Source organism: Bradyrhizobium sp. 521_C7_N1_3 (genome assembly GCF_052075975.1).
In the GTDB taxonomy this organism is placed as follows: Bacteria; Pseudomonadota; Alphaproteobacteria; order Rhizobiales; family Xanthobacteraceae; genus Bradyrhizobium; species Bradyrhizobium japonicum.
Window position 1 is genome coordinate 1,739,895 of the sequence record NZ_CP197232.1, and the last position, 22,022, is coordinate 1,761,916.

The window sequence follows — 22,022 nt, forward strand, 5'->3', positions numbered from 1 at the left end:
ACGACGGACGGTGGAGAGAGCGAAAGTGCGCAACGTCGGCCAGCTCGCTTTGAATACCTTGTGAGCGGCCCTATCTCGTTTGATGCTGAACTTATCTTCTGAACTAGAGGGGCACGATGCGCCGCTCACGCCATGCCAAGATTGTCGCAACCGTTGGGTCGGCAACCGCATCACCTGAAAAGCTTTGTGCGCTCTATCTTTCGGGGGCTGATACTTTCACGCTGAACTTCAGCCGCGGGGACCCATGACGATCACGCCCGTGTGCTCGTCTCGATCCGTGCGCTGGAGCTGGAATTCAATCGGCCGATCGGCGTGCTGCAGGATCCGCAAGGCCCGAAGATCCGCATTGGCCGGCTCGATGAAGGCAAGCTCGCGCTGGATGCCGGGGAGACGGTCTGCTTCGCGCTAAGAGACAGGCGGGAAGCAGTCAATCCCGCGGCCTCATCCAGAAATATTCGCAGCCGCTTATCCCGGTCAGGCCCTGCTCATTGACGATGGGCGTTCGTCTAGCTAGTCGTCGAAAAGCTCGGTTCTGAACGGAGAATGGCGTGCGTTGTGATCGGCGGCGTCATCCGTGATCACAAGGGCGCCAGCCTGCCAGGCGCGCTGCTCAAGATCTCGCCTCTAACCAAGAAGGATCGAGCCGATCTTGCGTTCGGCCTCGAGCTTGGCGTCGACTGGGTTGCTGTCCTTTGTTCAGAAACCATCTGACCTGGTCGAGGCACGAGCTTTGATCGGTGAGGCCGCCGGTGGCGTTGCCAAGATCGAGACCCCGATGGCGCTTGATCGTATTGGGATATGATCCACTTGTCAGACGCCATCATGGTCGCGCGAGGCGACCTCAGGGTTGAAATCCCCCTGAGGAGGTGCTGGGCCGGCAAAAGGAGTCGTCAGGGCCTGCCGGCTTGTTGCCAAGCCCGTCATCGTCGCAACCCAGATGCCGGACTCGATGATCACTGCGCCGACAGCGACCTTCTCGTTGCCATCGATGCACGCTGTACCGCTCGGCAACAGCTATGGCGGTGTAAGGGAGTGGCTCGGCGTGTAGATCGACGCGCATTACGATATACTCGCAAGGGAGCGGAGAGCCGCATCGAAGCTCACGGGGAGGCAATTGCGAGCCGCATGGGGGATGCTGAACTGGTCGGTGAAGCAGTTGGCCGAGCGAAGCGGGTTATCGTGCGCCGTCATCAGGCGGCTCGAAGAGTACAATGACACGCCTCCCGCATCCGACGATCTGCTGCAGACTCTGTGGACCACGTTTGCGGGTGCGGGAATTGAATTCACATTTCCGCTGGTCGGCAAGCCAGGTGCTCGGCCACAATGACTTGATGCCTTCTCGGTGCTGAACTCACGGCCTGCGGCCATCGCAAATGGTGCGTCAGCTCTTCTGGTTTCCTCCGATAGTTCGGTAGGCGCTAACGACGCGCGCGTTTGCGGGAGCCTGCGGTGAGGGCATGCGGATAGCTCTCTATCGCTTTTGGCTGCATCGAAATTGGGCTGGCGAGAACGGCCGGCGACCCGCCGTAGGACCTCTTTAACGTGTCCGCAATGTCGGTCGCCTGGCCAACATTACCCAACATTACCCAAATCTCCCTACGTTGATCTAGGCAATCTCGAGCCGCATGTCGTGAATGAAGCGCCGACAGGCGGGCCGCCCTAGAAGCCCACCATCGCCTGCAACTCCCATTGCCGGGATGACCTTCCAGGAGCGCTCTTGTGACAGCAGCCCTTCGCATTCCAACGAGTAGCTCACGCCTTCGCGCGGTCGGCGTGAAGAAGCTGTGCTCGCAAGCCCAAGGAATGTGACGCAGCAGCATGGATACGCTACTTATCGCGACCTTCGAGATTTTGAGCTTCGGTGCCATTGTTGTGCTGGTCGTGCTCGGTCTCGGGATCATTGCCAGCATGATGGGCATCTTCAACTTCGCCCAAGGCGAGTTCGTCCTGCTCGGCGCTTACGTCACTTATCTCATGCACAGCGTCGGTTTGCCGGTCCCGCTCGGCATGCTTGCCGCGCCCGTCGCGGTCGGCACGCTTGGTTTCGTCCTGGAAAAACTCGTGGTGCGCCGATTCTATGCCGCTCCAATCGTCGCCATGCTTGGCACCTATGCGCTGGGGCTGATCATTCGCGAAGCCGTGCGCGGCCTGACCGGGGGACTGTATCTCTCGGTGCCGGAGCCAATCAGTGGCTCTATCACGATCGGCAGTCTGCATTTCGCCGCCTGGCGCGGCGTCATCGTCATCATCACTTTGCTGGTCATGGCCGCGAGCCATGCTCTGCTCGCCTACACCTCGTTCGGCCTGCGAGTCCGCGCCTCGCTGGAGAACCCACAGCTGGCGCGTGCCTCGGGCATCTCCACGGGCATGATCTACAGCGTCACCTTTGCATTTGGTGCGGCACTCGCGGGTCTCGCCGGCGCGCTGATCGTGCCGGTCTTTTCATTGTTCGCCGATCTCGGCATCCGCTTTCTTATCCAGGGTTTCGTTGCTGTGATGGTCGGTGGGGTCGGGTCCTTCGCCGGCCCAGTCGCTGGCGCCGGCGTCATCGGCACGTTCAGTGCCTGGCTGCCTTGGCTGATGTCACCGGTTATCGCCGACGTTCTGGTGTTCGTGCTTGCCATCATTTTCATCAAGTTCCGGCCGCAAGGCCTTGTTTCGGGAAGAGGGGTCAACCGATGATCAACGCCAGCCGTCAACTGAGCCGCCGCCGCTTTCTCGGCAATTTCGCCTTCGCCTCCGCCGCCATCGCGGCGGGTCCGGGCAGCTGGATAATTCGCCCGGATTGGGCAAATGCTGCGGAAGGCCCGATCAGGCTTGGCATTGCGACCGATCTTACCGGGTCACTTGGCTTTGCCGGCAACACTGACGCCAATGTCGCTCGCATGCTGGTCAAGGAGATCAACGACTCCGGCGGCCTGTTGGGACGCCCGATCGAACTCCTGATTGAGGATACTGCCTCCGACGAATCCGTCGCCGTGGGAAATGTGCGAAAGCTGATCCAGCGAGACAAGGTCGACTTGGTGATTGGCGGTATCTCGAGCTCGATGCGCAATGCGATCAAGGACGTCATTATCTCTCGCGGCAAGACGCTCTATATCTATCCGGAAGGTTACGAAGGTAAAGAGTGCACGCCCTATCTGTTCTGCACGGGACCGGTACCGGCACAGAATTGTGACCAGTTCATTCCCTGGTTGATCAAAAATGGTGGTAAGCGTTTTGCCCTGCCTGGCTCCAATTATGTTTGGCCGCAAACAATCAACGCCTATGCACGCAAGGTGATCGAGAGCAGCGGTGGCGAAGTCGTCTTTGAAGAATACTACCCGCTCGACCAGATTGACTTTTCCTCCACAGTTAGCCGGATCATATCCAACAAAGTCGACGTGGTTTTCAACGCCATTGTCCCGCCCGGCGTCAGCCCGTTCTTTAAACAGCTCTATCAAGCCGGCTTCTCCAAAAACGGCGGGCGGCTGGGGTGCGTCTATTACGACGAAAATTTCCTGGAAATGAACCAGGCCCAAGAGATTGAAGGGCTCGCGAGCAGCCTCGACTACTACAAGATGCTTGCGGCGGAGGATCCGGTAAGCGCCAGGATTCAATCGGCCTACGACAAACAATTTCCAGCCAAGTTCCGGTTCTCGGCAGGCAGCGCCGCGACCGGCACCTATCGAGGATTAAAGCTGTGGGAGGCTGCAGTGAAGGAGGCCGGCACAATTGACCGCGACGCGGTAGCCGCCGCCCTCGACCACGCGAAGATTGCGGAAGGGCCGGGCGGGCCTGCCGAAATGGCGCCCGGCAAGCGCCACTGCAGGATGAACATGTACATTGGAGTGGCGAAGGGCGGCCAGTACGAGATTGTCGCGCGTAGCGCCGGCCTGGTCGATCCGAAGGAGTGCTGATGTCATCGACCGGCACTGGCACACAGCCCCCGCCACACGTGATTGAAGCTGCTCGTTCGCCCGTCATGGCATCTGCCATCGCAGGGCGAACGAAGGTGCTTCCAATTCTCGAACTGGCATTGCTGATTGCCGCTTCGATCGCACCGCTCGTCCTGCGGGATTACATCACTGTCTATGCAACGCGAGTGCTCATCCTGTGCCTCTTCGCGTTGTCGTTCGACCTGGTGTGGGGCTATGCCGGGATCTTGAGCTTGGGTCAGTCGTTGTTCTTCGGCACGGCCGGCTACGGTGTGGCGCTGCTTTCACGCGATTTCGGGGTCGCATCGATTTTTGCCGTTCTTCCGGCCGGAACCTTGATCGGTTTTGTAGCGGCATTGTTGCTGGCAGGTTTCCTGCTGCTTGGCCGTCACCCCTCCAGTGTGGTCTTCGTTTCGCTTGGTACTATGACCGGAGCTTATGCAGCCGATCGGCTCGCTCGGGGTTCTCATTATCTTGGCGGCCAGAACGGTATCCCTTCGATCCCGCCGATGACAATCGGCTCGCACGAATTGAGCGAGGGACCAGGATTTTACTATCTGGTTCTCGCCATTCTGGTTCTGATCTACCTTCTGTCGCGCTTTTTGCTGCGGTCGCAGTTCGGTCTGGCACTGGCGGGATTGCGAGAGAATGAACAGCGCATCGCCTTCTTCGGCTACAATGTGCAGCATTTGAAGGCCATCATATTCGCAATCAGCGGCGCGATCGCAGGTGCTTCCGGCAGCCTCTATGCGTTTCACGAGGGCTTCGTCTGGACGAACATGCTGGGCGTGGTCATGTCTACCCAGGTCGTGCTCTACGTCTTGTTCGGCGGCTCCGGGACATTGATCGGTGCGGTCATCGGCACCGCGATTGTTGAGGGCCTCAGCTTCTGGCTCTCCGACAATTATCGCGATATCTGGCCGATCATTCTCGGCGTTTTGCTGTTGCTCGTCATTCTGTTCCGCCCCCTCGGCTTGATCAGCCTCGTGCTGGGCGAGCGGGAACGTGTAGGTCATTTCGGCCCGAGCCTGAAGGAGAAGCGCAATGCCGCTCCTTGAAGCCGCCGGCATCTCCAAGGTCTTTGGCAAACTCACCGCGCTGGACGGAGCGGCGCTCAGCGTCGGCGAGAGAGAGTTTCATGGCCTGATCGGGCCGAACGGCTCGGGCAAGAGCACGCTGATGAAGTGTCTTGCAGGTGCGCTAGTGCCGACGCGAGGCAAGGTGACATTCATCAATACTGACGTCACCTCGTTGACGCCGCCAGAGCGTGCGCGAGCGGGCATGAGCCTGAAATTCCAGATCACCGCCGTGCTACCGACCCTCACGCTATACGACAACATCCTGCTCGCGCTGCAGGCCCGGTCCTCACTGCTGGATCTGGCGTTCTCGCGCAGTCGGGGACGACTGCACGAGGAGGTCATGACGTTGCTCCTCCAGTTCCGGCTCGCCGATCGCGCGTTTGATGCTGCGGCGACCCTTTCTCACGGTCAGCAGCAATGGCTGGAGATCGCGATGGCGCTCGCATGCCGGCCGCGCCTTCTGCTCTTGGACGAGCCGACCGGTGGCATGAGCCTTGAGGAGCGCCGCGTCACGGGCGAGTTGCTGCAGCCGATCAAGCAGCATTGCTCGCTTGTCATCGTGGAGCACGACCTGGATTTCATCCGAGACATCTGCGACCGGCTAACCGTGCTCGATCAGGGCAAGGTTCTGGCGTCGGGGACGGTTGCCGAGATCCAGGCCAACAGAAGCGTCCAGGAGATCTATTTGCGCCGTGCCTGAATTCCTCAATCTCAAGCATCTCGACGCCGGCTACGGACGCAGCCAGGTGCTGTTCGGTGTCAATATGACCGTCCCACCGCGGGGCGGTGTGGCCGTCCTCGGCCGTAACGGCGCCGGAAAGAGCACGCTCATGAAGGCGATCGTGGGCGAACTGCCGGCATGGAGGGGCGGCGTGCAATTCAACGGCCAAGATATCGATCGCCGCCGAACCGAAGAGCGGGTGCGGGCCGGCATTGGATATGTGCCGCAAGAGCATTCAGTGTTCGGGCGCCTGTCGGTGCGCGACAATCTCGCCGTCGGATCGCTTTTGCACCGCGATAGATCGGCAGTGGACCGGGTCATGATGATGTTTCCAAAACTCGGCCAGCGTCTGGATCAGCCGGCCGGAACGTTGTCCGGTGGCGAGCGCAAGATGCTCGCAATCGCCCGCGCGATGCTCGGAAACCCCAAACTCCTCCTGCTGGATGAGCCGACCGAGGGTGTCTGGATCGGCGTCATCGAGGAGATCACCGAGCGCTTGATCGAACTAGCCAGAGAGATCGCGATCATCATCGTCGAGCAACATCTCGATCTCGCAATGCGCGTCGCGGAGCAGGCCTATGTGGTCGATCGCGGCCGTGTCGCGCTGTCGGGCCCGTCGCAACAGCTGCGCGACGACCCGCGGCTCTTGACGTATCTGGCGCCGTAGAGGCGTCCCGGCTGCCATCCCACGCCCGAAAGATGGCGCGTTGAAGTTCCTTGCGATGACTGAACAGAGAGGGACGATGTCCAAAACCATGAGCGATTTTGTGAATGCGTGCCAGGTCGTCGATGTCCATGAACATCACATGTCCGAGGTCGCACATAGCCGGGACGTGAATCTTTTGAAACTGTTCCAGCAGAGCTATGCGGCTTGGACAAGCCACGTCCTGCCATCCGAGCCCAAGGCGACTGGCGATATGTTATCTACCGCTACCGAGCCAACCACCTGGGAGGCCCTTGCTCCGTTCCTGGAGAGGAGCGGCTCAAATGCATTCGTTCGTAACCTCGCCGGCGGTGTCGCCGAGCTTTACGGCGTCGCCGAAACCGGAATCACGCGCGACAACTGGGAGGCAGTAGACGCTTTGGTGCGCTTGCGCCACAGGGAGGCGACATGGCCAAGTGAAGTCATTGGGCGCGCCGCCATCGGAAGGATCGTAACGGACCCTTTTCTCGATCCGTTGATGGATCCGCGGCCGGTCCTAGGGCAGAGTTACGATGCGGTCCTGCGGATCAATGCATTCGCCCTCGGCTGGCACCCGGAATCTCGCGATCACAATGGAAATTGCGGCCATACGTTGCTGCGGCGCCTCGGCATGGAGGTGAAAACCTTCGACGATTATTGCGACGCAATCCGGGAGCTCGTAGCCGGCTGCGCCCGGCGCAATCACGTTGCGCTCAAAAACGCGCTCGCCTATGACCGCGATCTAAGCTTTGACGAACCGAACGAGGACCTCGCTCGGCAGGCCTGGGGACAAAGGTCTCCATCCCCTGCGGCGCGCAAGGCTTTCTGTGACTTTGTCGTCGATTTGTTTTGTCAGCTCGCAGGCGAAGCCGGCCTGCCAGTCCAAACTCATCTTGGAACGGCAATCATAAGCGGCTCCCACCCGCTACGCATGACCGGGTTGATTGAGCGTCATCCTCGGACCCGTTTTCTGCTGATGCATTTGGCCTATCCCTGGAGCCGGGACTTGTTGGGAATGGCTTTTGTGTACCGCAATGTTTGGCTCGATTTGTGCTGGTCCTTCCTGTTGAGCCCGTCCCATTTCAAGCTGGCCCTGCACGAGGCTATTGAAGTCTTGCCGGATGAATCGCGAATGATGATCGGAGGAGATTGTCTTCACGTTGAGGAGACATTTGCCGCGATACAGGGCGCACGCCGGCTCATCGGCGAGGTTCTGAAAGAAAAAGTTGCGAGCGGCTACTTTCGCCCCCGAGACGCAGAGCGCTTGGCGGTCAGGATCCTTGGCGAGAACGCGAGGGAGCTTTTCAGACTGTCCTGATTGCTGCACTTCGTTCGCGATTTTAAAAAGTTGATCCGAAGAGCCGACTTGAAACCGAAAAATGACGGATAGCGTTCCGGTTACCGCGCCCCCCAGGAAAGAGCAGGGCGCGTGGATTAAGGCCATGAGCCAAGGGGAGGTCAGTTCCATGTTGAATGATCACCGGCAACTCAGCCGCCGCCGCTTTCTCGGCAATTTCGCCTTTGTGTCTGCGGCCATTGCGGCCGGCCCGGGCAGCTGGGTGATCCGTCCTGACTGGGCCAACGCCGCTGAAGGCCCGATCAGGATTGGCATTGCCACCGACCTTACGGGGGCACTCGGCTTTGCCGGGAATACCGACGCCAATGTCGCGCGCATGGTCGCGAGCGAGATCAACGAGAACGGTGGTCTCTTGGGGCGCCCGATCGACCTCCTGATCGAAGACACCGCGTCCAACGAGTCCGTCGCTGTTGGCAATGTCCGCAAGCTGATTCAACGAGACAAGGTCGACCTGGTACTCGGCGGCATTGCGAGCTCGATGCGCAACGCCATCAAGGACATCATCATCTCTCGTGGCAAGACGCTCTACATCTATCCACAGGCCTACGAAGGCAGGGAGTGCACGCCCTATCTGTTTTGCACCGGGCCGGTACCGGCGCAGAATTGCGACCGGTTCATTCCGTGGTTGATCAAGAACGGTGGCAGACGCTTCGCGCTGCCTGGATCAAACTACGTCTGGCCGCAAACAATCAATGCCTATGCGCGCAAGGTGATCGAGAGCAGCGGCGGGGAGGTGGTGTTCGAGGAGTACTACCCGCTTGACCAAATCGATTTTTCATCGACCGTGAGCCGCATCACGTCCAACAAGGTAGACGTGGTCTTCAACAGTGTTATCCCCCCGGGCGTCGGCTCGTTCTTCAAACAGCTTTATGAAGCGGGCTTTTCTAGGAATGGGGGACAGCTGGGCTGCGTCTACTATGACGAGAACACGCTCGAAATGAACCAGGCTCACGAGATCGAAGGCCTCGCCAGCAGCCTCGACTATTACAAGGCGCTCGCGGCGGAAGATCCGGTGAGCGCCAAAATTCAGTCGGCCTACGAAAAGCAGTTTCCGGGCAAGTTCCGGTTCTCAGCAGGAAGCGCCGCGACCGGCACGTATCGAGGACTGAAGCTGTGGGAAGCCGCAGTGAGGGAAGCCGGTACAATTGACCGCGAGGCTGTCGCTGCCGCGCTTGACCACGCCAAGATTGCGGAAGGGCCTGGCGGGCCGGCGGAGATGGTGCCGGGCAAGCGCCACTGCAGGATGAACATGTACATTGGCGTGGCAAAGGCCGGCCAATACGAGATCGTCGCCCGTAGCGCCGGCCCGGTCGAGCCGAAGGAGTGTTGAATGTCGCATGTTGCGCGGGCGAGCTTCGCCGGCGCCGCGTGCGAGCCAATCGCGGGGGGCTACTTCCCGCGATAATTCGGCGGCCTCTTGTCAAAGAAGGCGTTCATTCCCTCCTTCTGGTCAGCTGTGCTGAAAGCGTGACGTATCGCTTGCCGCTCGAACTCGAGCCCGGCGTCCAACGTGGTCTGAAAGGCGGCGAGAACGGCAGCTTTGGCAAGTTCAGCCGAGCGGGGAGGCTTTTGCGCTATCAGATCGGCTATTTCGAGCGCTCGCCTCTGCGCCCTGCCGCTTTCGACAACTTCCGCCACAAGGCCGGCCTGCATCGCACTCCGCGCCGTGATGGATTGGCCGCTCAGGATCATCAGCATGGCCAGTGATTTGCCAGCCACGCGTGTCAGCCTCTGCGTTGCGCCGTCGCCGGGCAATATTCCGATGTTGATCTCAGGCTGCCCAAATACCGCCCCTTCACCTGCTATCACGATATCCGCGAGCAGCGCCAATTCGTGGCCGCCGCCGAAGCAAATGCCCTCGACCGCGGCAATGAGAGGCTTGGGGAAATTGGCGACATCCCCCCAGGCAGAACGTCGGGCGGAATTGTCGATTGCCTCAAAGCCGCGCTCCCGCATCTCCTTGATGTCGGCTCCGGCAGAGAAGAACGCATCGCTGCCACAAAGCACGACACAGCGGACATCCTCATCGATTGCGGCACGGCGCAAGATGGCGCCAAGCTCCACGATCAACTGGTTGCTCAAGGCGTTTCGTTTTGATGTCCTATTCAGCGTCAATAGGCGCACGTGGGGCGCGACAGATGTCGAGAGGATGAGATCGGGCGTCTCGGACATGGAGCGGTTCTCCTGAAGGAATATGAGAACCACGCCTTAGACTGAAATCGATTTCTTCGCAACGAGGCATCCAAAAGCCTCTTCTTGGAAGAACCAGCCTCAGCGGCGCTGAGCCACCTTGCTCAACGCGGAGCCGACGGAGACCATGAGGCGGGCTTCACCCGTAAAAAACGGCTTGACTCCGCAGTTCCGAATTCTTACTAATCTTGAAATCGATTTCAGAACTCGATGTCGAAATGCCCGGTACTGCGGGAAACCAGAAGGATGCGGCCGGCGAGAGTGGGTCACATCTGAAGGATCTCATTGACGATGCGACGGGTCTTGTGACGCCGCGCTGTCCAACAAGAACATCAGCTTCTTCAGAAGCGCGCTTAGAGCAACAGGAGGAAGGCTGGCCATGGGAATGGCACGGAATCTCGCGCGCGCTTTATGCGAGTCGCCGCGCAAGTCGGAAGCAACGATGAAGGCGTCCTGCGCCATTAGGATCGTGCAATGGCCGCTCGTGAGGCGAGGCCCGCAATTACGTGAAGCCAGGCGGGCTTTCCGCCGGCATCCCGGGCAGCTGTTGCGCTTGCGCTTCCGCGGTCCGGCCTGCTCAAGGCCGCCGCTCTCGTAGACCCCCGCTCGCGGCGGGCGCAGTTGAGCCGACGAGCGGCTGCTCGTTCTCGCGCGACCCGCAAAATCATTAAGTCATCAATAGAGCCCGAGGACCCATGAACATCATTGCTCAGCCCAGCGCTGTACCCGTCCAGCTTGACAAGCAAACTGCCAACAAGCGAATGACCGCCGGCCTTGGAGGAGGGGTGGCGCTAGAGTGGTACGACTGGAATGTCTACGGCGTAATGGCGGCGTTTCTCTCGCCGCACTTCTTCCCTTCCGATGATCCCACCACCTCGCTGCTGGCGGGACTTGCCGTGTACGGCGCGGGCTTTTGCGCTCGACCGCTGGGCGCTGTTTTGCTGGGGCCGGTCGCAGATCGCATCAGCCACAAGCGCGTCATGCTGATCTCTGTCACGGCCATGGCGGTTTGCTCGCTTTTGATATCCTTGTTGCCCACCTACAAGGACCTCGGCGTCACGGCGGCCATAGCGCTGCTGATCATGCGGCTGATTCAGGGGTTTGCCACAGGCGCTGAAGCTGGTGTCGCCAACGCCATTGCAATTGAACTGGCGCCACCTGGTAAGGAGGGACGCTATCTCGGTCTGATTGGCGGCACATTCATCCAATTGGGAAGCCTTGGATCCAGCCTAGTTGCCTTCCTGGTGAGCGCCTCGGTCGCACCTGAAGCCATGCGCGAGTGGGCTTGGCGTATACCCTTTGCGGTCGGCGGCGTGCTGGGCCTTTTGATCATCTATCTGCGCACGACGGTGCCGGAAACCTTGATCAATCGAGCCATGCATCGGCAAGACGAGTCTTCGCGCATTCAGGAATCGACTGGCGGTGTGTGGAAAACGCTATGGAGCGTCCGCCTTTCGCTGCTCGCCGTCATCCTGGTGATCGGGTCGGTGCAGATCGCCAACTATGCCTGGAACACCGGTCTTCCCAACATGGCCAATACGGTCTTCAAGGAGGACAGCACGTATGTGTACGGGATCATGACCCTGATGGTCCTGATCTGGATGTCAACGGCGCCGTTTGTCGGCGCTTTCGCGGACAAGGTGCGACCCTCGCGCGCGTTCGCGCTGCTGCGCCTGTTGCTCATCCCATGCTTCTTCCTGACACTGCTCTATTCGGAAAAAGGCATCGTCACGTTCTTCTTTGTTACGGTGTTCGGCGGCGCGATCGTGGGCTTCAACATGGCCCTCTATAACTTCATCGCTACCACGCTGATGCCGCGCGCCGTGCGGACCACCGGAGTGGCTCTCGGCTATGCGCTCGGCGTCTCCTTGTTTGGCGGGACGTCACCCTATCTGCTGGTTTGGTTGCAACGCGAGCACATCGCCTGGATGTTTCCCGTCTACGGATCGTTGATCGCGCTCCTGAGCGTGCTGGTCTACCAGATCGCAAAGAAGCGCGGCTGCCTCTACATAGGTGAATGAACACGCTCTGCCCCTGCGCTTCGCCGTGCCCGCGACGGACGCAAGGCGTCCACGTTAGCTGCAAAACATAAGGGCTCGCGCGTATCTCTTCATGCTCGGCATGAGCATGGGGTCGGCGCAAGCGTCCTTGCGCGAGCAGTCATTCACAACAAACAAAGAATGCTTGCGAGGCACTGAGTTGCTGAAACTGGAGTCCGAAGCATGAAAACACCTTCATCGCCGCACTTCACGCCTGTGGACTTGAAGCGATATTTCAACGCCGAGCGCGCAAATGCCGGTGAAGGGTTCGCCGCCCGCCCGGGTGACACCGGCTGGATCGATTCACTTCGCGGGCTCCAGACCCATCGCGGCATGCCCTTTCTCTTCGGCAGCGAAATAGGGCCGGATGTGCTGGAGCTGCGCCCCGGCGCCCCTCCTGCCGTAATCGCGTTGCCGCCGACGATGGCGAGCTATGTGCTGTTCGTGCAAGTGGCGGCAGACCGCCCCAGTGCAAGCCCCGAGGGTTTCGGAGAGATCGGCCCGGCTACGCTGCCTGTAGAAGGCAATCCACTCGGCGACCGGGTGGCGACATACGGGCTCCGCTATGCCGACGGCAGCGAGACCGACGTGCCGGTGCTGCGCCGCTTCGCGATCCAGCAGAACCACATCTCCTGGAGTGCGAGTGCGTTCGCCGCCTTGCCGCTACGCGCGCCCATCGTACATGCAAGCACCGGCGAGGACTTTGTACTCGGCAGAGCGCCGGGGGCGAACTTCTTCCAGGGCGAGGCTCGCACCCAATCGGGACGCATGGATCGACAAGGTGAGAACGTGTGGCTTTACGCGCTCCCCAATCCTTATCCGGACAAGGAGCTTTCGGCGTTGAGCTTGCGCGCGGAACAGGAAATCTCGCTTGTGTTTGCGGTGACCACGACAGCGCTCACCCAGCACCCGCTGCGCCTCCAGGGCCGTCGCAAGCTGAAGGTGAGGCTGCCGCCGGGGTTCCATCTGAACAAGCTTGGCGAGCTCGATGTCGACGATCGGGGCCAGCAGATCGGCATGGACCTCGGCACGGTCATCTCGGCACGCGCAGTGCTCGAGTACTCCAGAGCGGATTGGCTGGGCGCCAAAGTTGATGTGCAGCCCGTGCGCTGCGGGAGCGATGTCATCGTTGAGTACTCGGCGCATCCGGACGCAAGACTCTATCTGCGCTCCGACGATGGCCGCTTGCACATGTTCGAGCTTCGATCGTTGGAAGGTGGCGGTAACGCAAGCGCCTCGCTCAATGTGGCGACAGTCGAACCGGCCACAAGGCCGGTCAAGATCCGCATCATGGAAAAGGACAGTGGCGTGCGCGTTGCCGCGCGGTTGCATGTCCATGGTGCGCATGGGGAGTATCTGCCACCCAAGGGACATCACCGCAAGGTCAATACCGGCAGGTTCGAGGACTTCTCGGGCGAATTTGCCAATGGGCTGAACCAGTACGTCTACGTGGACGGCAGTTGCGAGGCGGACCTGCCGCTCGGGCCCGTGTTCGTAGAGATCTGCAGGGGTTTTGAGGTGCGCCCGTTGCGCACCATCGTCGACATCACTGCAAGCACGGACACTCTCACCTTTGAGCTCGATCGTGTGCTGCGCTGGCGCGAACAGGGATGGGTTAGCTCTGATACGCACGTCCATTTCCTAAGCCCGCAGACAGCGCTGCTTGAGGGCAAGGCGGAGGGTGTCAACGTGGTCAACTTGCTCGCCGCACAGTGGGGCGAGCTATTCACCAACGTCGCCGATTTCGACGGACGCACGACGTTCGGGGCAAAGGATTTCGGCGGCGACGGAGAATTCCTGGTTCGGGTCGGCACGGAGAACCGGATGCAGGTTCTGGGGCACATATCGCTGCTCGGCTATGAAGGTGAGATGATCAATCCGCTCTCTTGCGGCGGGTCCAACGAAGCTGCAATCGGCCATGTTCTGGAAGCGACCATGGCCGACTGGGCGGAGCGCTGCCGTCAGCAAGGGGGGCTGGTGGTAATGCCCCATGCGCCGAACCCGCAGGCGGAGCGTGCGGCCGACATTGTGCTCGGCCTTGTCGACGCCATCGAAATGATGTCGTTCAACCCGCGGACCGCGCAGCTCAGCGCATTTGGTCTCGCCGATTGGTATCGCTACCTCAACATCGGCTACCATCTGCCGCTGGTGGCGGGCTCCGACAAGATGGACGCGGCCGCGCTCCTCGGGGGCTCACGGACCTATGTGCGATTGGGCGAACGCGACTTCACGTATCGCAACTGGATGGATGCCGTACGCAGCGGGGACACGTTCATCACTGTCGGGCCTCTGGTTGAGATGACCGTTGAAGGACGTCGCCCTGGAGGCACGGTGTCCCTTCCCCGTTCAGGCGGCACCCTCACGATCGACTGGCGGATCGAATCGGTCAGCGTCCCGCCGGCGCGGGTGGAGCTCATATGTAACGGCACGGTCCTCGAGGAGGTTCGATGCGGAGGCTTGTCGTGCAAGGGGCAGCTCTCCCTGCCCATCAACGAGTCATGTTGGATCGCGCTGCGCGTTCGGGGCAGTGTCGCCGGACGCGAGGCCGACATTGCGGCGCACACCAGTGCGGTATATGTCAAAGTAGGCGGAATGCCCATCTTTGCCACCGCGGATGCAGTGTCGGTCCTTGCTCAAATCGAGGGATCGATCGCCTATATGGACACGCTCGCTCCCAAGTCCGACGAAGCGCGACACTCGCGGCTGCGAGCTGCCCTGGAACTTGCGCATCATCGCCTGCATCATAGATTGCACGAACTGGGCGCCAGCCACCACCATGCGCCCGTTCACTCCGTTCACGTTGAACGCGAGCATTGAGAAGTCTCTTGTGCCATTGACGATCGCGCAGGCGGCGCATCGCATGCTCAGCCACCTCTACTTACGGGCGAATAATGATAAGGGGCGAGCAGCTTGCGTCATCGGGTCCTGGGATGCGGACGCCAGCCTCCGGTTCTGAAATAGTTATCAGGACCGTGGCCCGGTCAATGATCTCGACTGCGCCCGCGACGGGCGGGACGGACGCTGGACCGCGGCGGGGCGCTCGATGAGCGCATGACCAGCCGGTACGGCAACACGACACTTCTCGGGACAGGACTTCCGGCAATGGCATTGATGAGATAATCGGCGGCTCCCCGGCCGATTTCTGCTGCCGGAACGCTGACTGTTGTGAGCGGCGGGTCCATTTGCGCCGCCAGCTCCACATCGTCAAATCCTGTGATGGAAAGCGTAGCCGGTACGGCCAGCCCCATCTTGCGAGCCTCTGCCATTGCACCGATGGCAAGCGTGTCGGTGGTGCAGATGACTGCTGTCGTGTCCGGATGATCGGTGAGGAGCTGACGAAGGGCGCTACGGCCCTGGGCAAGCGAATAATCGGCCTTGACGACCTGGCTCGGCTTGAGCGGGAGACCGGCGTCCGACAGCGCGCGCTGAATTCCCTCGAGCCTGGCGCGGGATCTGTCGTTGGACGCGGCGACAACGTTGGCAATCGCGCCAAAACGGACGTGTCCAAGCCTTAGCAGATACTCCGTCATCTCGCGGGTGGCGCTTTCGTTGTCGATTCCGATCGCGGGGATGCCGCCGCCGGCCTTGGCAACATAGGTGGTGATGACGGGTACGCCTGCCTGTTCGATCAGGCTCCTCAGCTCCCGTCCGTGGGAAGCTCCGACCAGCACGATTCCATCGATGCCGCGTTCAATGAGACTTTGCAGTTCCTGAAATTCACGCCGCTGGTCATATTGCGAATTCGCAATGAACAGCGTGTAGCCGCTTTCGCTGAGGCGGTTCTGGAGGGCTTCCACGCCTTCTGCAAAGATACCGAGCGCCAGTGTCGGAACGATGACGCCGACGGTCCGCATGCGTCCCGATTTCAATGCTCTGGCTGCGCTATCGCGCGTGTAGGCGAGGTCATTGATATGCCGCATGACCCTGTCGCGAAGCTCCGGCCGTACGATATCGGGGTGATTGAGAACCCGCGACACCGTCGCCGGCGACACATTCGCCTTCCGGGCAACGTCCTCGATCTTCACGCGCGGCTGCTGCCGGCCTTTGGGCGCGATTACAGGTTTCTTGTCCATTTGCGTTGGTCAACCAGGAGAAGGAGAGGGTCTCCCCTCAAAAGGGTTAAACCATCACGAGCGCTACCTTCTCAAGCCCTGTATGCGGGCCATCGGCGCTATTTTCTGCCCCTCTCATGCACAGATGGAGCGGGATGAAGCGAATCTCATTCGAAAGTTGGTAGATTCGCTTGACTCCGCTTCTCGCACAGCCTAAGTCTGAAATCGATTTCAGAAATCGAGAGCCAGCACCTCGATTTCAGGTAAAACCGAAAGCAAGGATGTATGGTCGATCTTTTGAAGGGCATTCGAGTCCTCAGCCTCAATCACTTTCTGATGGGTCCGGTCGGCGTGCAGTTTCTCGCCGACCTCGGTGCGGACGTGATCGCCGTGGAACCGCCCGGGGGGGCCTTTCAGAGGAAATGGGGCGGGGCGGACAAGCGGGTTGACGGCCAATCAATGTTGCTTCTGACGGGAAACCGCAACAAGCGCAGCCTCACGCTCGATCTGAAAAAACCCGAAGCCGTGGTCATCGCCAGGCAACTGATCGCCAAATCGGATGTGATCGCAGAGAACTTCCGCCCGGGTGTGCTCGACAAGCTTGGTCTCGGCTACGAGGATGCAAAGAAGATCAATCCGCAGATCATCTATGCCGCTGCCTCCGGCTACGGTCCTGACGGGCCCTATGTCGATCGCCCAGGCCAGGATCTCTTGATCCAGGCGCTATCAGGACTTGCGATGATCACCGGAAGTCGCGAGCAGGGGCCGCGGGCTGTCGGCGTTTCCGCCATCGATCATCACGGCGCCGCCTTGTTTGCGGCGGGGATCCTGGCTGCCTTGGTGCGGAAGGCGCGGACGGGGCAGGGCTGCCGCGTCGATGTTAGCCTGCTGTCGGCTGCGCTCGACCTGCAGATGGAATCTTTTACCTGCTACCTGAACGGCCAAAGGCCTGACGACGTCCGTCAGCCGGGCCCGGTGGCCGGCTGGTACTACGGTGCGCCTTACGGCATCTATGCGACACGCGATGGGCACATTGCGATCTCTTTGGGATCGCTGGAGGCGCTCTCAGGCGCGCTTGGCCTTCCGGCCGACCAGCGAATTCCTGACGAGGAGGCGTATCGCCGGCGGGACGAGGCCTCAGCCATGATTGCTGCCAACATCGCCAAACGCTCAACCATGGAATGCATCGTCCTGTTCGAGGCGCGTGGAATTTGGCACGCTGCGGTGAACGATTATGCCGACGTCGTTGCGGATCCGCAGATCGCGCATAACAAAAATTTTCAGGTCGTGACCGGCGCGACCGGAGCTCCCATCACCCTTGTCAGCCATCCCGTGCGCTACGACGGCGAGCAGCCGGACGTGCGTTTGCCGCCGCAAAAGCTCGGTGCGCAAACGGAAGAGATTCTGAAAGAGCTGGGCTATGACGCTAGGAAATTGAAGCATCTTTATGAAACCGGCGCCATCGGCGCTGCGGACTCGCATCACTAACGAACAACGAGGATTGTCGAAAGCAGCACGCTTACGTCGGAGGGTCATCGTGATTGGCATAAACTTGCACGCGGCTTTCCCTGCGGTGCTGCTGACGAGGCTTGCTACTCCGCAGAGATGCAGCCAAGCACGATTGGAAGTCTCGTGAACACCAACCGTTCGCGCCAGTCCAGGATCTGTTGGTAAAGAGCTTTAAGTTGCCGCCAGGGCAAAGCCGCGCGGCGAGTATTATGTTGGACCAGAAGCCATGTCGGAAAGCCAATATCTGCCCGCGCGCGAGCGTATGCTGAAGCGCATTGCCGAGACTCGGGACACCGCACGCTCGGGCTTGCCACACTGGGCGAGTGCCGCCGACGGAAAATGGACGTTTACCCCCGATGGTGATTGGACCGGCGGGGCATTTGTCGGTGAGCTTTGGCTCGCGCACCTCGCTGATCGCAGCCAGTTCCCAATCGAAGACGCGCGTGCTGCGCTAAGCCGAATGTTGCCGCGTGCCGAGCGGCTTACGGCCTTCAAGGGCTTCGGCTTCTATCATGCCGGCGCCCTCGGCAGCATCCTGTTCAAGGAAGAAAACGCCCGCGCGGTGGCTCTGACAGCAGCAAGATCGCTTCGTGATATGTTCGATCCACACCTCGGACTGATACCGTTGGGCAGGGATGCCGAGGAGGCGAGCGCAGTGGGAGCTTCCGAGAGCAGCATCGACTCGCTCCAGGCGACAGGCCTGCTCTATTGGGCCGCGGACGAGCTTTCCGATGCCCGGATGGAGGAGGTCGCCAATGCACATATGCGGCGCGTCCTGGAGATCCATGTGCGGCAGGACAATTCAGTTATCCAGTCTTCCACCCTTGATCACACCGGTAAGGTGCTCAGAACGCACACGCACAAGGGATATAGCGATATCAGCACCTGGGGCCGGGCGCAGGGATGGGCGATGCTCTACACCGCTCACGCCGCCATGGTCCGCCCCGACGAACCGCTATGGCGCGACTACGCCGTCCGCCTTCTTGACTGGTGGATCGACCATGTCCCCGCGGATCTCATTGCCTTCTGGGATTTCGACGATCCGGCGATCCCCAACACCAGCAGGGATACTGCGGCCACTGCTATCGCTGCCGCCGCGGCGCTGCGCCTCGCATCCGCACTTGGTCCTGAGGGGGGCGCCAAATATAGATTATTTGCGGAGCGCACAGTTACTCAACTGAGCTCGAAATACCTGACACCGACTGCTCCCGATGACCCGCGCCCGCCTGGAATGCTCACCGGCGGCTGCTTCACCCGAAAGGCGATCGTGCGCGATATCGATGCGGCCCAGAACGTCGAGCTGATTTTCGGAAGCTACTTCCTGTTTGAATGCCTTGCCATCCTGACGGATCTGGTGCCGCCTGGCTGGATCTAGAGGCGCGAAAGGCTTCCAACGCGAACAAAGCCTCCAACCAATCTTGTTTGTGACGCCACGCCAGTCAATCTGTCCAAACAGTCCGACGGCATCGGCTCCACTCCTTGGATATTCGCGATGGGCTGATCGAGTTAGACAGCAACTGACTGCCTCCTGTCTGGAATCCTCTACATGAGAAATGCGAAACCCCCCATCTATCGCGGCTTGTTCCCGGTCGCTCCGACGCCGTTTACGGAATCTGGAGATCTCGATCTCGAAGGGCAGCGGCGCGTGCTCGATTGCATGATCGACCAAGGCGTGGACGGGATCTGCATTCTGGCCAACTATTCCGAGCAGTTCCTGCTGTCTGATCAGGAACGTGACCTTCTGGTCGATCTCTGCCTCTCGCATGTCGCGGGCCGCAAGCCCGTCATGGTGACCTGCAGCCATTTCAGCACGCAGATTGCGGTGCAACGCGCCCGCTATGCGGCCGAACGTGGCGCAAGCCTCCTCATGCTGATGCCGCCTTATCATGGTCCAAGCCTCAAGGCGGATGAAGGCGCCATGATCGGGCATTTCGGCCGGGTCGCGGACGCCGCCGGGATTCCAATTATGGTCCAGGACGCGCCGCTCTCCGGCGTTACATTGACGGTCCCGTTTCTCGTCCGGCTCGCTTGCGAGGTGCCGCTCGCCAGATATTTCAAGATCGAGGTGCCGTTTGCGGCTGCCAAGCTCCGCAGTCTGATCGAGCTCGGCGGTGAGGTCATCATTGGTCCTTTTGACGGGGAGGAAGCCATCACCATGATGGCGGACCTCGATGCCGGTGCGAGCGGAACAATGTCGAGCGCGCTGTTGCCCGATTTGCTCCGCCCCGTGCTCGATCATCACAAAGGGGGCAGCAGGCAGGAAGCCGCTCTTGCATATGCAAGGGTGCTGCCGCTCATCAATTTCGAAAACCGCCAGTGCGGCCTGCGCGCCACCAAGAGCGTAATGGCTGAAGGCGGCGTGATCAAATGCGAAGCCGTGCGGCATCCGCTCGAGCAGATCCATCCGGCGACGAGAGCTGGATTGATCGAGCTTGCGCGTGAGCTCAACCCGCTGTCTCTTCGCTGGGGACATTGAGATGCGGGCATGATGCGCCGAGAACAAGCCACGCAGGCAGAACCTGTGTACCCCAAGATCAGGATGTTCATTGCCGGCGAGTGGACGGAAGGGGGTTCGGATCGCTCGGAAAAAATCCTCAATCCCGCAACCGGCCAGCCGATTGGCGAAACTCCTTATGCGTCTCGTGGCGATCTCGATCGTGCGATCATGGCCGCTCAGGAGGGATTTGAGATTTGGCGAAAGGTTTCGGCCTTTGACCGATACAGGACGATGCGCAAGGCCGCCGATCTCATACGCTCGCGCGCAGCCGGCATCGCATTGATCATGACGCTCGAACAGGGTAAGCCGCTCACCGAGTCGAGTGCTGAATCGCTCCTTGCTGCCGATATCATCGACTGGCTCTCCGAAGAAGGGCGGCGCGCCTATGGACGGATCGTCCCGGCGCGCTTTGGCAATGTTGTCCAGCTCGTGACCAAGGAGCCGGTCGGGCCGGTTGCCGCATTTACGCCCTGGAATTTTCCGATCAACCAGGCCGTGCGGAAGATCTCCGCCAGCCTTGCAGCCGGCTGCTCCATCATCGTCAAGGGACCTGAAGAGACGCCAGCGAGCTGCATGGCGCTGGTGCGCAGTTTCGCGGATGCTGGCTTGCCTGCGGGCGTGATCAATCTCGTCTTCGGGGTGCCATCCGAAGTTTCAGATTATCTCATACGCCATCCTATCATCCGGAAAGTCTCCTTCACCGGTTCGACCGTGGTCGGAAAGCATCTCGCAGCCCTTGCCGGCGCCCATATGAAGCGCACCACCATGGAGCTCGGCGGGCACGCGCCTGCCATCGTTTTCCCGGATGCCGACGTCGAGAAAGCCGCAAGAATCTTGTCGGCGAACAAGTTCCGCAATGCGGGCCAAGTCTGCGTCTCGCCGACGCGGTTTCTGGTGCATGACAGTATCTATGAAGATTTCGTCAAGAGGTTCGTTGCCGAGGCCAGCGCGATCAAGGTTGGCAATGGCCTTGAAAGAGATAGCCGGATGGGGCCGCTCGCCAATTCGCGCCGGGTCGATGCAATGGAGACCCTCGTCGCGGACGCTCTCGATTGCGGCGCCCAGTTGCGCATCGGCGGCAAGCGTATCGGCAATACGGGGTACTTCTTCGAGCCGACGGTCCTGACCGATGTTCCACCTCAAGCGCGCATCATGAATGAAGAGCCGTTCGGCCCTGTCGCGCCGATTGCGCGGTTTAAAACCTATGACGAGGTTGTGGCGGAGGCCAATCGACTGCCTTACGGGCTCGCCGCCTACGCCTACACGCGATCCGCCGCAACGATGGCCGCGATCGGGGCCGATCTCCAATGCGGGATGGTATCGATCAATCATCATGGCCTTGGGCTTCCCGAAGTGCCCTTCGGAGGAACGAAGGAGTCAGGCTTCGGTTCGGAAGGTGGCCTCGAGGCAATCGAGGGCTATCTCGACACCAAATTCGTGAGCCAGGCGAGCTAGAACCGGAATACCAGATACCAAACCGGAGCAGAACGACTTCGTTAGTGCCGCCGGATCGCTTCAAGCGCTCCGCCCTTCTCCGCTGGCAGACCGGTACGTCTGCCTCTCCCCAGACTTGAGCCGCTGTCGGAGAAATCCGGCAGCGGTCCTTTTCTTTGCTGGACCGACACCTTCTTGTTCTTTCAGGCGAGAGCAGAAATGAGATACGTTGTCCGCAGATCAGCGCGGACGGATAACAGCTGCGTGTGCCAAAGCCCTCAAGTATCCGCGCCAATGATGAGGCCGCGAGCACCACGAATATTGGTGCGGTCCAGCATGACCATCGCCTGGAATTTCTCGGCGATGACCATCTCACGCGCAGAAGCGCGCAGATGCGAGCAGGAAGATCGTGGAGAACCGACAGGTCCATGTCCAGTAGACCCGATTCGACCGCATCACCAAAGGCGAAATCGATAATGATTCGGGCCTTGGCAGTATCGACCAACGCGTCGGTGATGCGCAGGCCGCCATACTCAGTTTCCTCG

Annotated in this window: 16 protein-coding genes and 1 pseudogene; 14 read left to right on the forward strand and 3 right to left on the reverse strand. The window is 60.4% G+C overall.

All coding sequences use genetic code 11. The features are described 5' to 3' along the window. Positions 1-116 precede the first annotated feature (116 nt). The 8 genes and pseudogenes from AB7008_RS08005 to AB7008_RS08040 form a co-directional block, all read left to right on the forward strand. Positions 117-973: pseudogene (locus AB7008_RS08005) on the forward strand (pyruvate kinase); the annotation flags it as partial. Positions 974-1,818: 845 nt separating this feature from the next. Beyond that, positions 1,819-2,682 (forward strand): branched-chain amino acid ABC transporter permease, encoded by an 864-nt coding sequence (locus tag AB7008_RS08010; protein ID WP_035711497.1) that lies wholly within the window; start codon positions 1,819-1,821, stop codon positions 2,680-2,682. Next, the gene (locus tag AB7008_RS08015) at positions 2,679-3,899 is read left to right on the forward strand and encodes a substrate-binding protein (protein ID WP_035711494.1); all 1,221 of its coding nucleotides are present in this window, start codon (positions 2,679-2,681) and stop codon (positions 3,897-3,899) included. Before AB7008_RS08010 ends, AB7008_RS08015 begins: the two co-directional genes overlap by 4 nt. 65 nt (positions 3,900-3,964) lie before the next feature. Further along, positions 3,965-4,975 carry a branched-chain amino acid ABC transporter permease gene (locus AB7008_RS08020; protein WP_018645258.1) on the forward strand — a complete coding sequence of 337 codons (1,011 nt, stop codon included), beginning with the start codon at positions 3,965-3,967 and terminating at the stop codon, positions 4,973-4,975. Further along, positions 4,962-5,696: an ABC transporter ATP-binding protein gene (locus AB7008_RS08025; RefSeq protein WP_018645257.1), complete on the forward strand. Its 735-nt coding sequence runs from the start codon at positions 4,962-4,964 to the stop codon at positions 5,694-5,696. The genes AB7008_RS08020 and AB7008_RS08025 overlap by 14 nt, the downstream gene beginning before the upstream one ends. Further along, positions 5,689-6,384 carry an ABC transporter ATP-binding protein gene (locus AB7008_RS08030; protein ID WP_018645256.1) on the forward strand — a complete coding sequence of 232 codons (696 nt, stop codon included), beginning with the start codon at positions 5,689-5,691 and terminating at the stop codon, positions 6,382-6,384. The genes AB7008_RS08025 and AB7008_RS08030 overlap by 8 nt, the downstream gene beginning before the upstream one ends. Positions 6,385-6,460: 76 nt before the next feature. Further along, a complete protein-coding gene (locus AB7008_RS08035) occupies positions 6,461-7,717 on the forward strand; it encodes an amidohydrolase family protein (protein WP_157158159.1) in 1,257 nt (418 codons plus the stop codon). Between the two features lie 148 nt (positions 7,718-7,865). Further along, positions 7,866-9,086, forward strand: a complete 1,221-nt coding sequence (locus AB7008_RS08040) for a substrate-binding protein (protein ID WP_018645254.1) — start codon at positions 7,866-7,868, stop codon at positions 9,084-9,086. Positions 9,087-9,145: 59 nt separating this feature from the next. Here AB7008_RS08040 and AB7008_RS08045 read toward each other — a convergent pair whose 3' ends face one another. Further along, on the reverse strand, positions 9,146-9,928 hold the full coding sequence (locus tag AB7008_RS08045) for an enoyl-CoA hydratase-related protein (RefSeq protein WP_028144089.1): 783 nt from the start codon (positions 9,926-9,928) through the stop codon (positions 9,146-9,148). Positions 9,929-10,641: 713 nt separating this feature from the next. Here AB7008_RS08045 and AB7008_RS08050 point away from each other — a divergent pair. Next, the gene (locus AB7008_RS08050) at positions 10,642-11,967 is read left to right on the forward strand and encodes an MFS transporter (RefSeq protein WP_063615341.1); all 1,326 of its coding nucleotides are present in this window, start codon (positions 10,642-10,644) and stop codon (positions 11,965-11,967) included. A 201-nt stretch (positions 11,968-12,168) separates the two neighbouring features. After that, on the forward strand, positions 12,169-14,802 hold the full coding sequence (locus AB7008_RS08055; protein WP_244433081.1) for a CehA/McbA family metallohydrolase: 2,634 nt from the start codon (positions 12,169-12,171) through the stop codon (positions 14,800-14,802). 164 nt (positions 14,803-14,966) lie between these two features. Here the strand turns inward: AB7008_RS08055 and AB7008_RS08060 are convergent, their stop codons facing one another. Both AB7008_RS08060 and AB7008_RS08065 read right to left on the reverse strand, forming a co-directional pair. Beyond that, on the reverse strand, positions 14,967-16,058 hold the full coding sequence (locus AB7008_RS08060; protein ID WP_018645249.1) for a LacI family DNA-binding transcriptional regulator: 1,092 nt from the start codon (positions 16,056-16,058) through the stop codon (positions 14,967-14,969). A gap of 210 nt (positions 16,059-16,268) precedes the next feature. Beyond that, positions 16,269-16,493, reverse strand: a complete 225-nt coding sequence (locus tag AB7008_RS08065) for a hypothetical protein (RefSeq protein WP_244439237.1) — start codon at positions 16,491-16,493, stop codon at positions 16,269-16,271. Between AB7008_RS08065 and AB7008_RS08070 the strand changes: the two genes are divergently transcribed. The 4 genes from AB7008_RS08070 to AB7008_RS08085 all read left to right on the forward strand — a co-directional run bounded on the left by AB7008_RS08070 (position 16,389) and on the right by AB7008_RS08085 (position 21,498). Then, complete coding sequence (locus AB7008_RS08070) at positions 16,389-17,525, forward strand: CaiB/BaiF CoA transferase family protein (protein WP_231088695.1); 1,137 nt, start codon at positions 16,389-16,391, stop codon at positions 17,523-17,525. The two genes, AB7008_RS08065 and AB7008_RS08070, sit on opposite strands and share 105 nt — an antisense overlap. Positions 17,526-17,772: 247 nt before the next feature. After that, a complete protein-coding gene (locus AB7008_RS08075; protein ID WP_018645247.1) occupies positions 17,773-18,921 on the forward strand; it encodes a hypothetical protein in 1,149 nt (382 codons plus the stop codon). Between the two features lie 171 nt (positions 18,922-19,092). Continuing rightward, the gene (locus tag AB7008_RS08080) at positions 19,093-20,022 is read left to right on the forward strand and encodes a dihydrodipicolinate synthase family protein (RefSeq protein WP_018645246.1); all 930 of its coding nucleotides are present in this window, start codon (positions 19,093-19,095) and stop codon (positions 20,020-20,022) included. A gap of 12 nt (positions 20,023-20,034) precedes the next feature. After that, on the forward strand, positions 20,035-21,498 hold the full coding sequence (locus tag AB7008_RS08085; RefSeq protein ID WP_035711516.1) for an NAD-dependent succinate-semialdehyde dehydrogenase: 1,464 nt from the start codon (positions 20,035-20,037) through the stop codon (positions 21,496-21,498). The last annotated feature ends 524 nt before the right edge of the window (positions 21,499-22,022 follow it).

What these genes read in the sequence shown, in the direction of transcription:
- AB7008_RS08025 (WP_018645257.1), top strand. Translation starts at nt 4,962, where the DNA reads ATGCCGCTCCTTGAAGCCGCCGGCATCTCCAAGGTCTTTGGCAAACTC.
- AB7008_RS08020 (WP_018645258.1), top strand. Translation starts at nt 3,965, where the DNA reads ATGGCATCTGCCATCGCAGGGCGAACGAAGGTGCTTCCAATTCTCGAA.
- AB7008_RS08010 (WP_035711497.1), top strand. Translation starts at nt 1,819, where the DNA reads ATGGATACGCTACTTATCGCGACCTTCGAGATTTTGAGCTTCGGTGCC.
- AB7008_RS08015 (WP_035711494.1), top strand. Translation starts at nt 2,679, where the DNA reads ATGATCAACGCCAGCCGTCAACTGAGCCGCCGCCGCTTTCTCGGCAAT.
- AB7008_RS08060 (WP_018645249.1), bottom strand. Translation starts at nt 16,058, where the DNA reads ATGGACAAGAAACCTGTAATCGCGCCCAAAGGCCGGCAGCAGCCGCGC.
- AB7008_RS08055 (WP_244433081.1), top strand. Translation starts at nt 12,169, where the DNA reads ATGAAAACACCTTCATCGCCGCACTTCACGCCTGTGGACTTGAAGCGA.
- AB7008_RS08050 (WP_063615341.1), top strand. Translation starts at nt 10,642, where the DNA reads ATGAACATCATTGCTCAGCCCAGCGCTGTACCCGTCCAGCTTGACAAG.
- AB7008_RS08035 (WP_157158159.1), top strand. Translation starts at nt 6,461, where the DNA reads ATGTCCAAAACCATGAGCGATTTTGTGAATGCGTGCCAGGTCGTCGAT.
- AB7008_RS08080 (WP_018645246.1), top strand. Translation starts at nt 19,093, where the DNA reads ATGAGAAATGCGAAACCCCCCATCTATCGCGGCTTGTTCCCGGTCGCT.
- AB7008_RS08085 (WP_035711516.1), top strand. Translation starts at nt 20,035, where the DNA reads ATGCGCCGAGAACAAGCCACGCAGGCAGAACCTGTGTACCCCAAGATC.
- AB7008_RS08045 (WP_028144089.1), bottom strand. Translation starts at nt 9,928, where the DNA reads ATGTCCGAGACGCCCGATCTCATCCTCTCGACATCTGTCGCGCCCCAC.
- AB7008_RS08040 (WP_018645254.1), top strand. Translation starts at nt 7,866, where the DNA reads ATGTTGAATGATCACCGGCAACTCAGCCGCCGCCGCTTTCTCGGCAAT.
- AB7008_RS08075 (WP_018645247.1), top strand. Translation starts at nt 17,773, where the DNA reads ATGTCGGAAAGCCAATATCTGCCCGCGCGCGAGCGTATGCTGAAGCGC.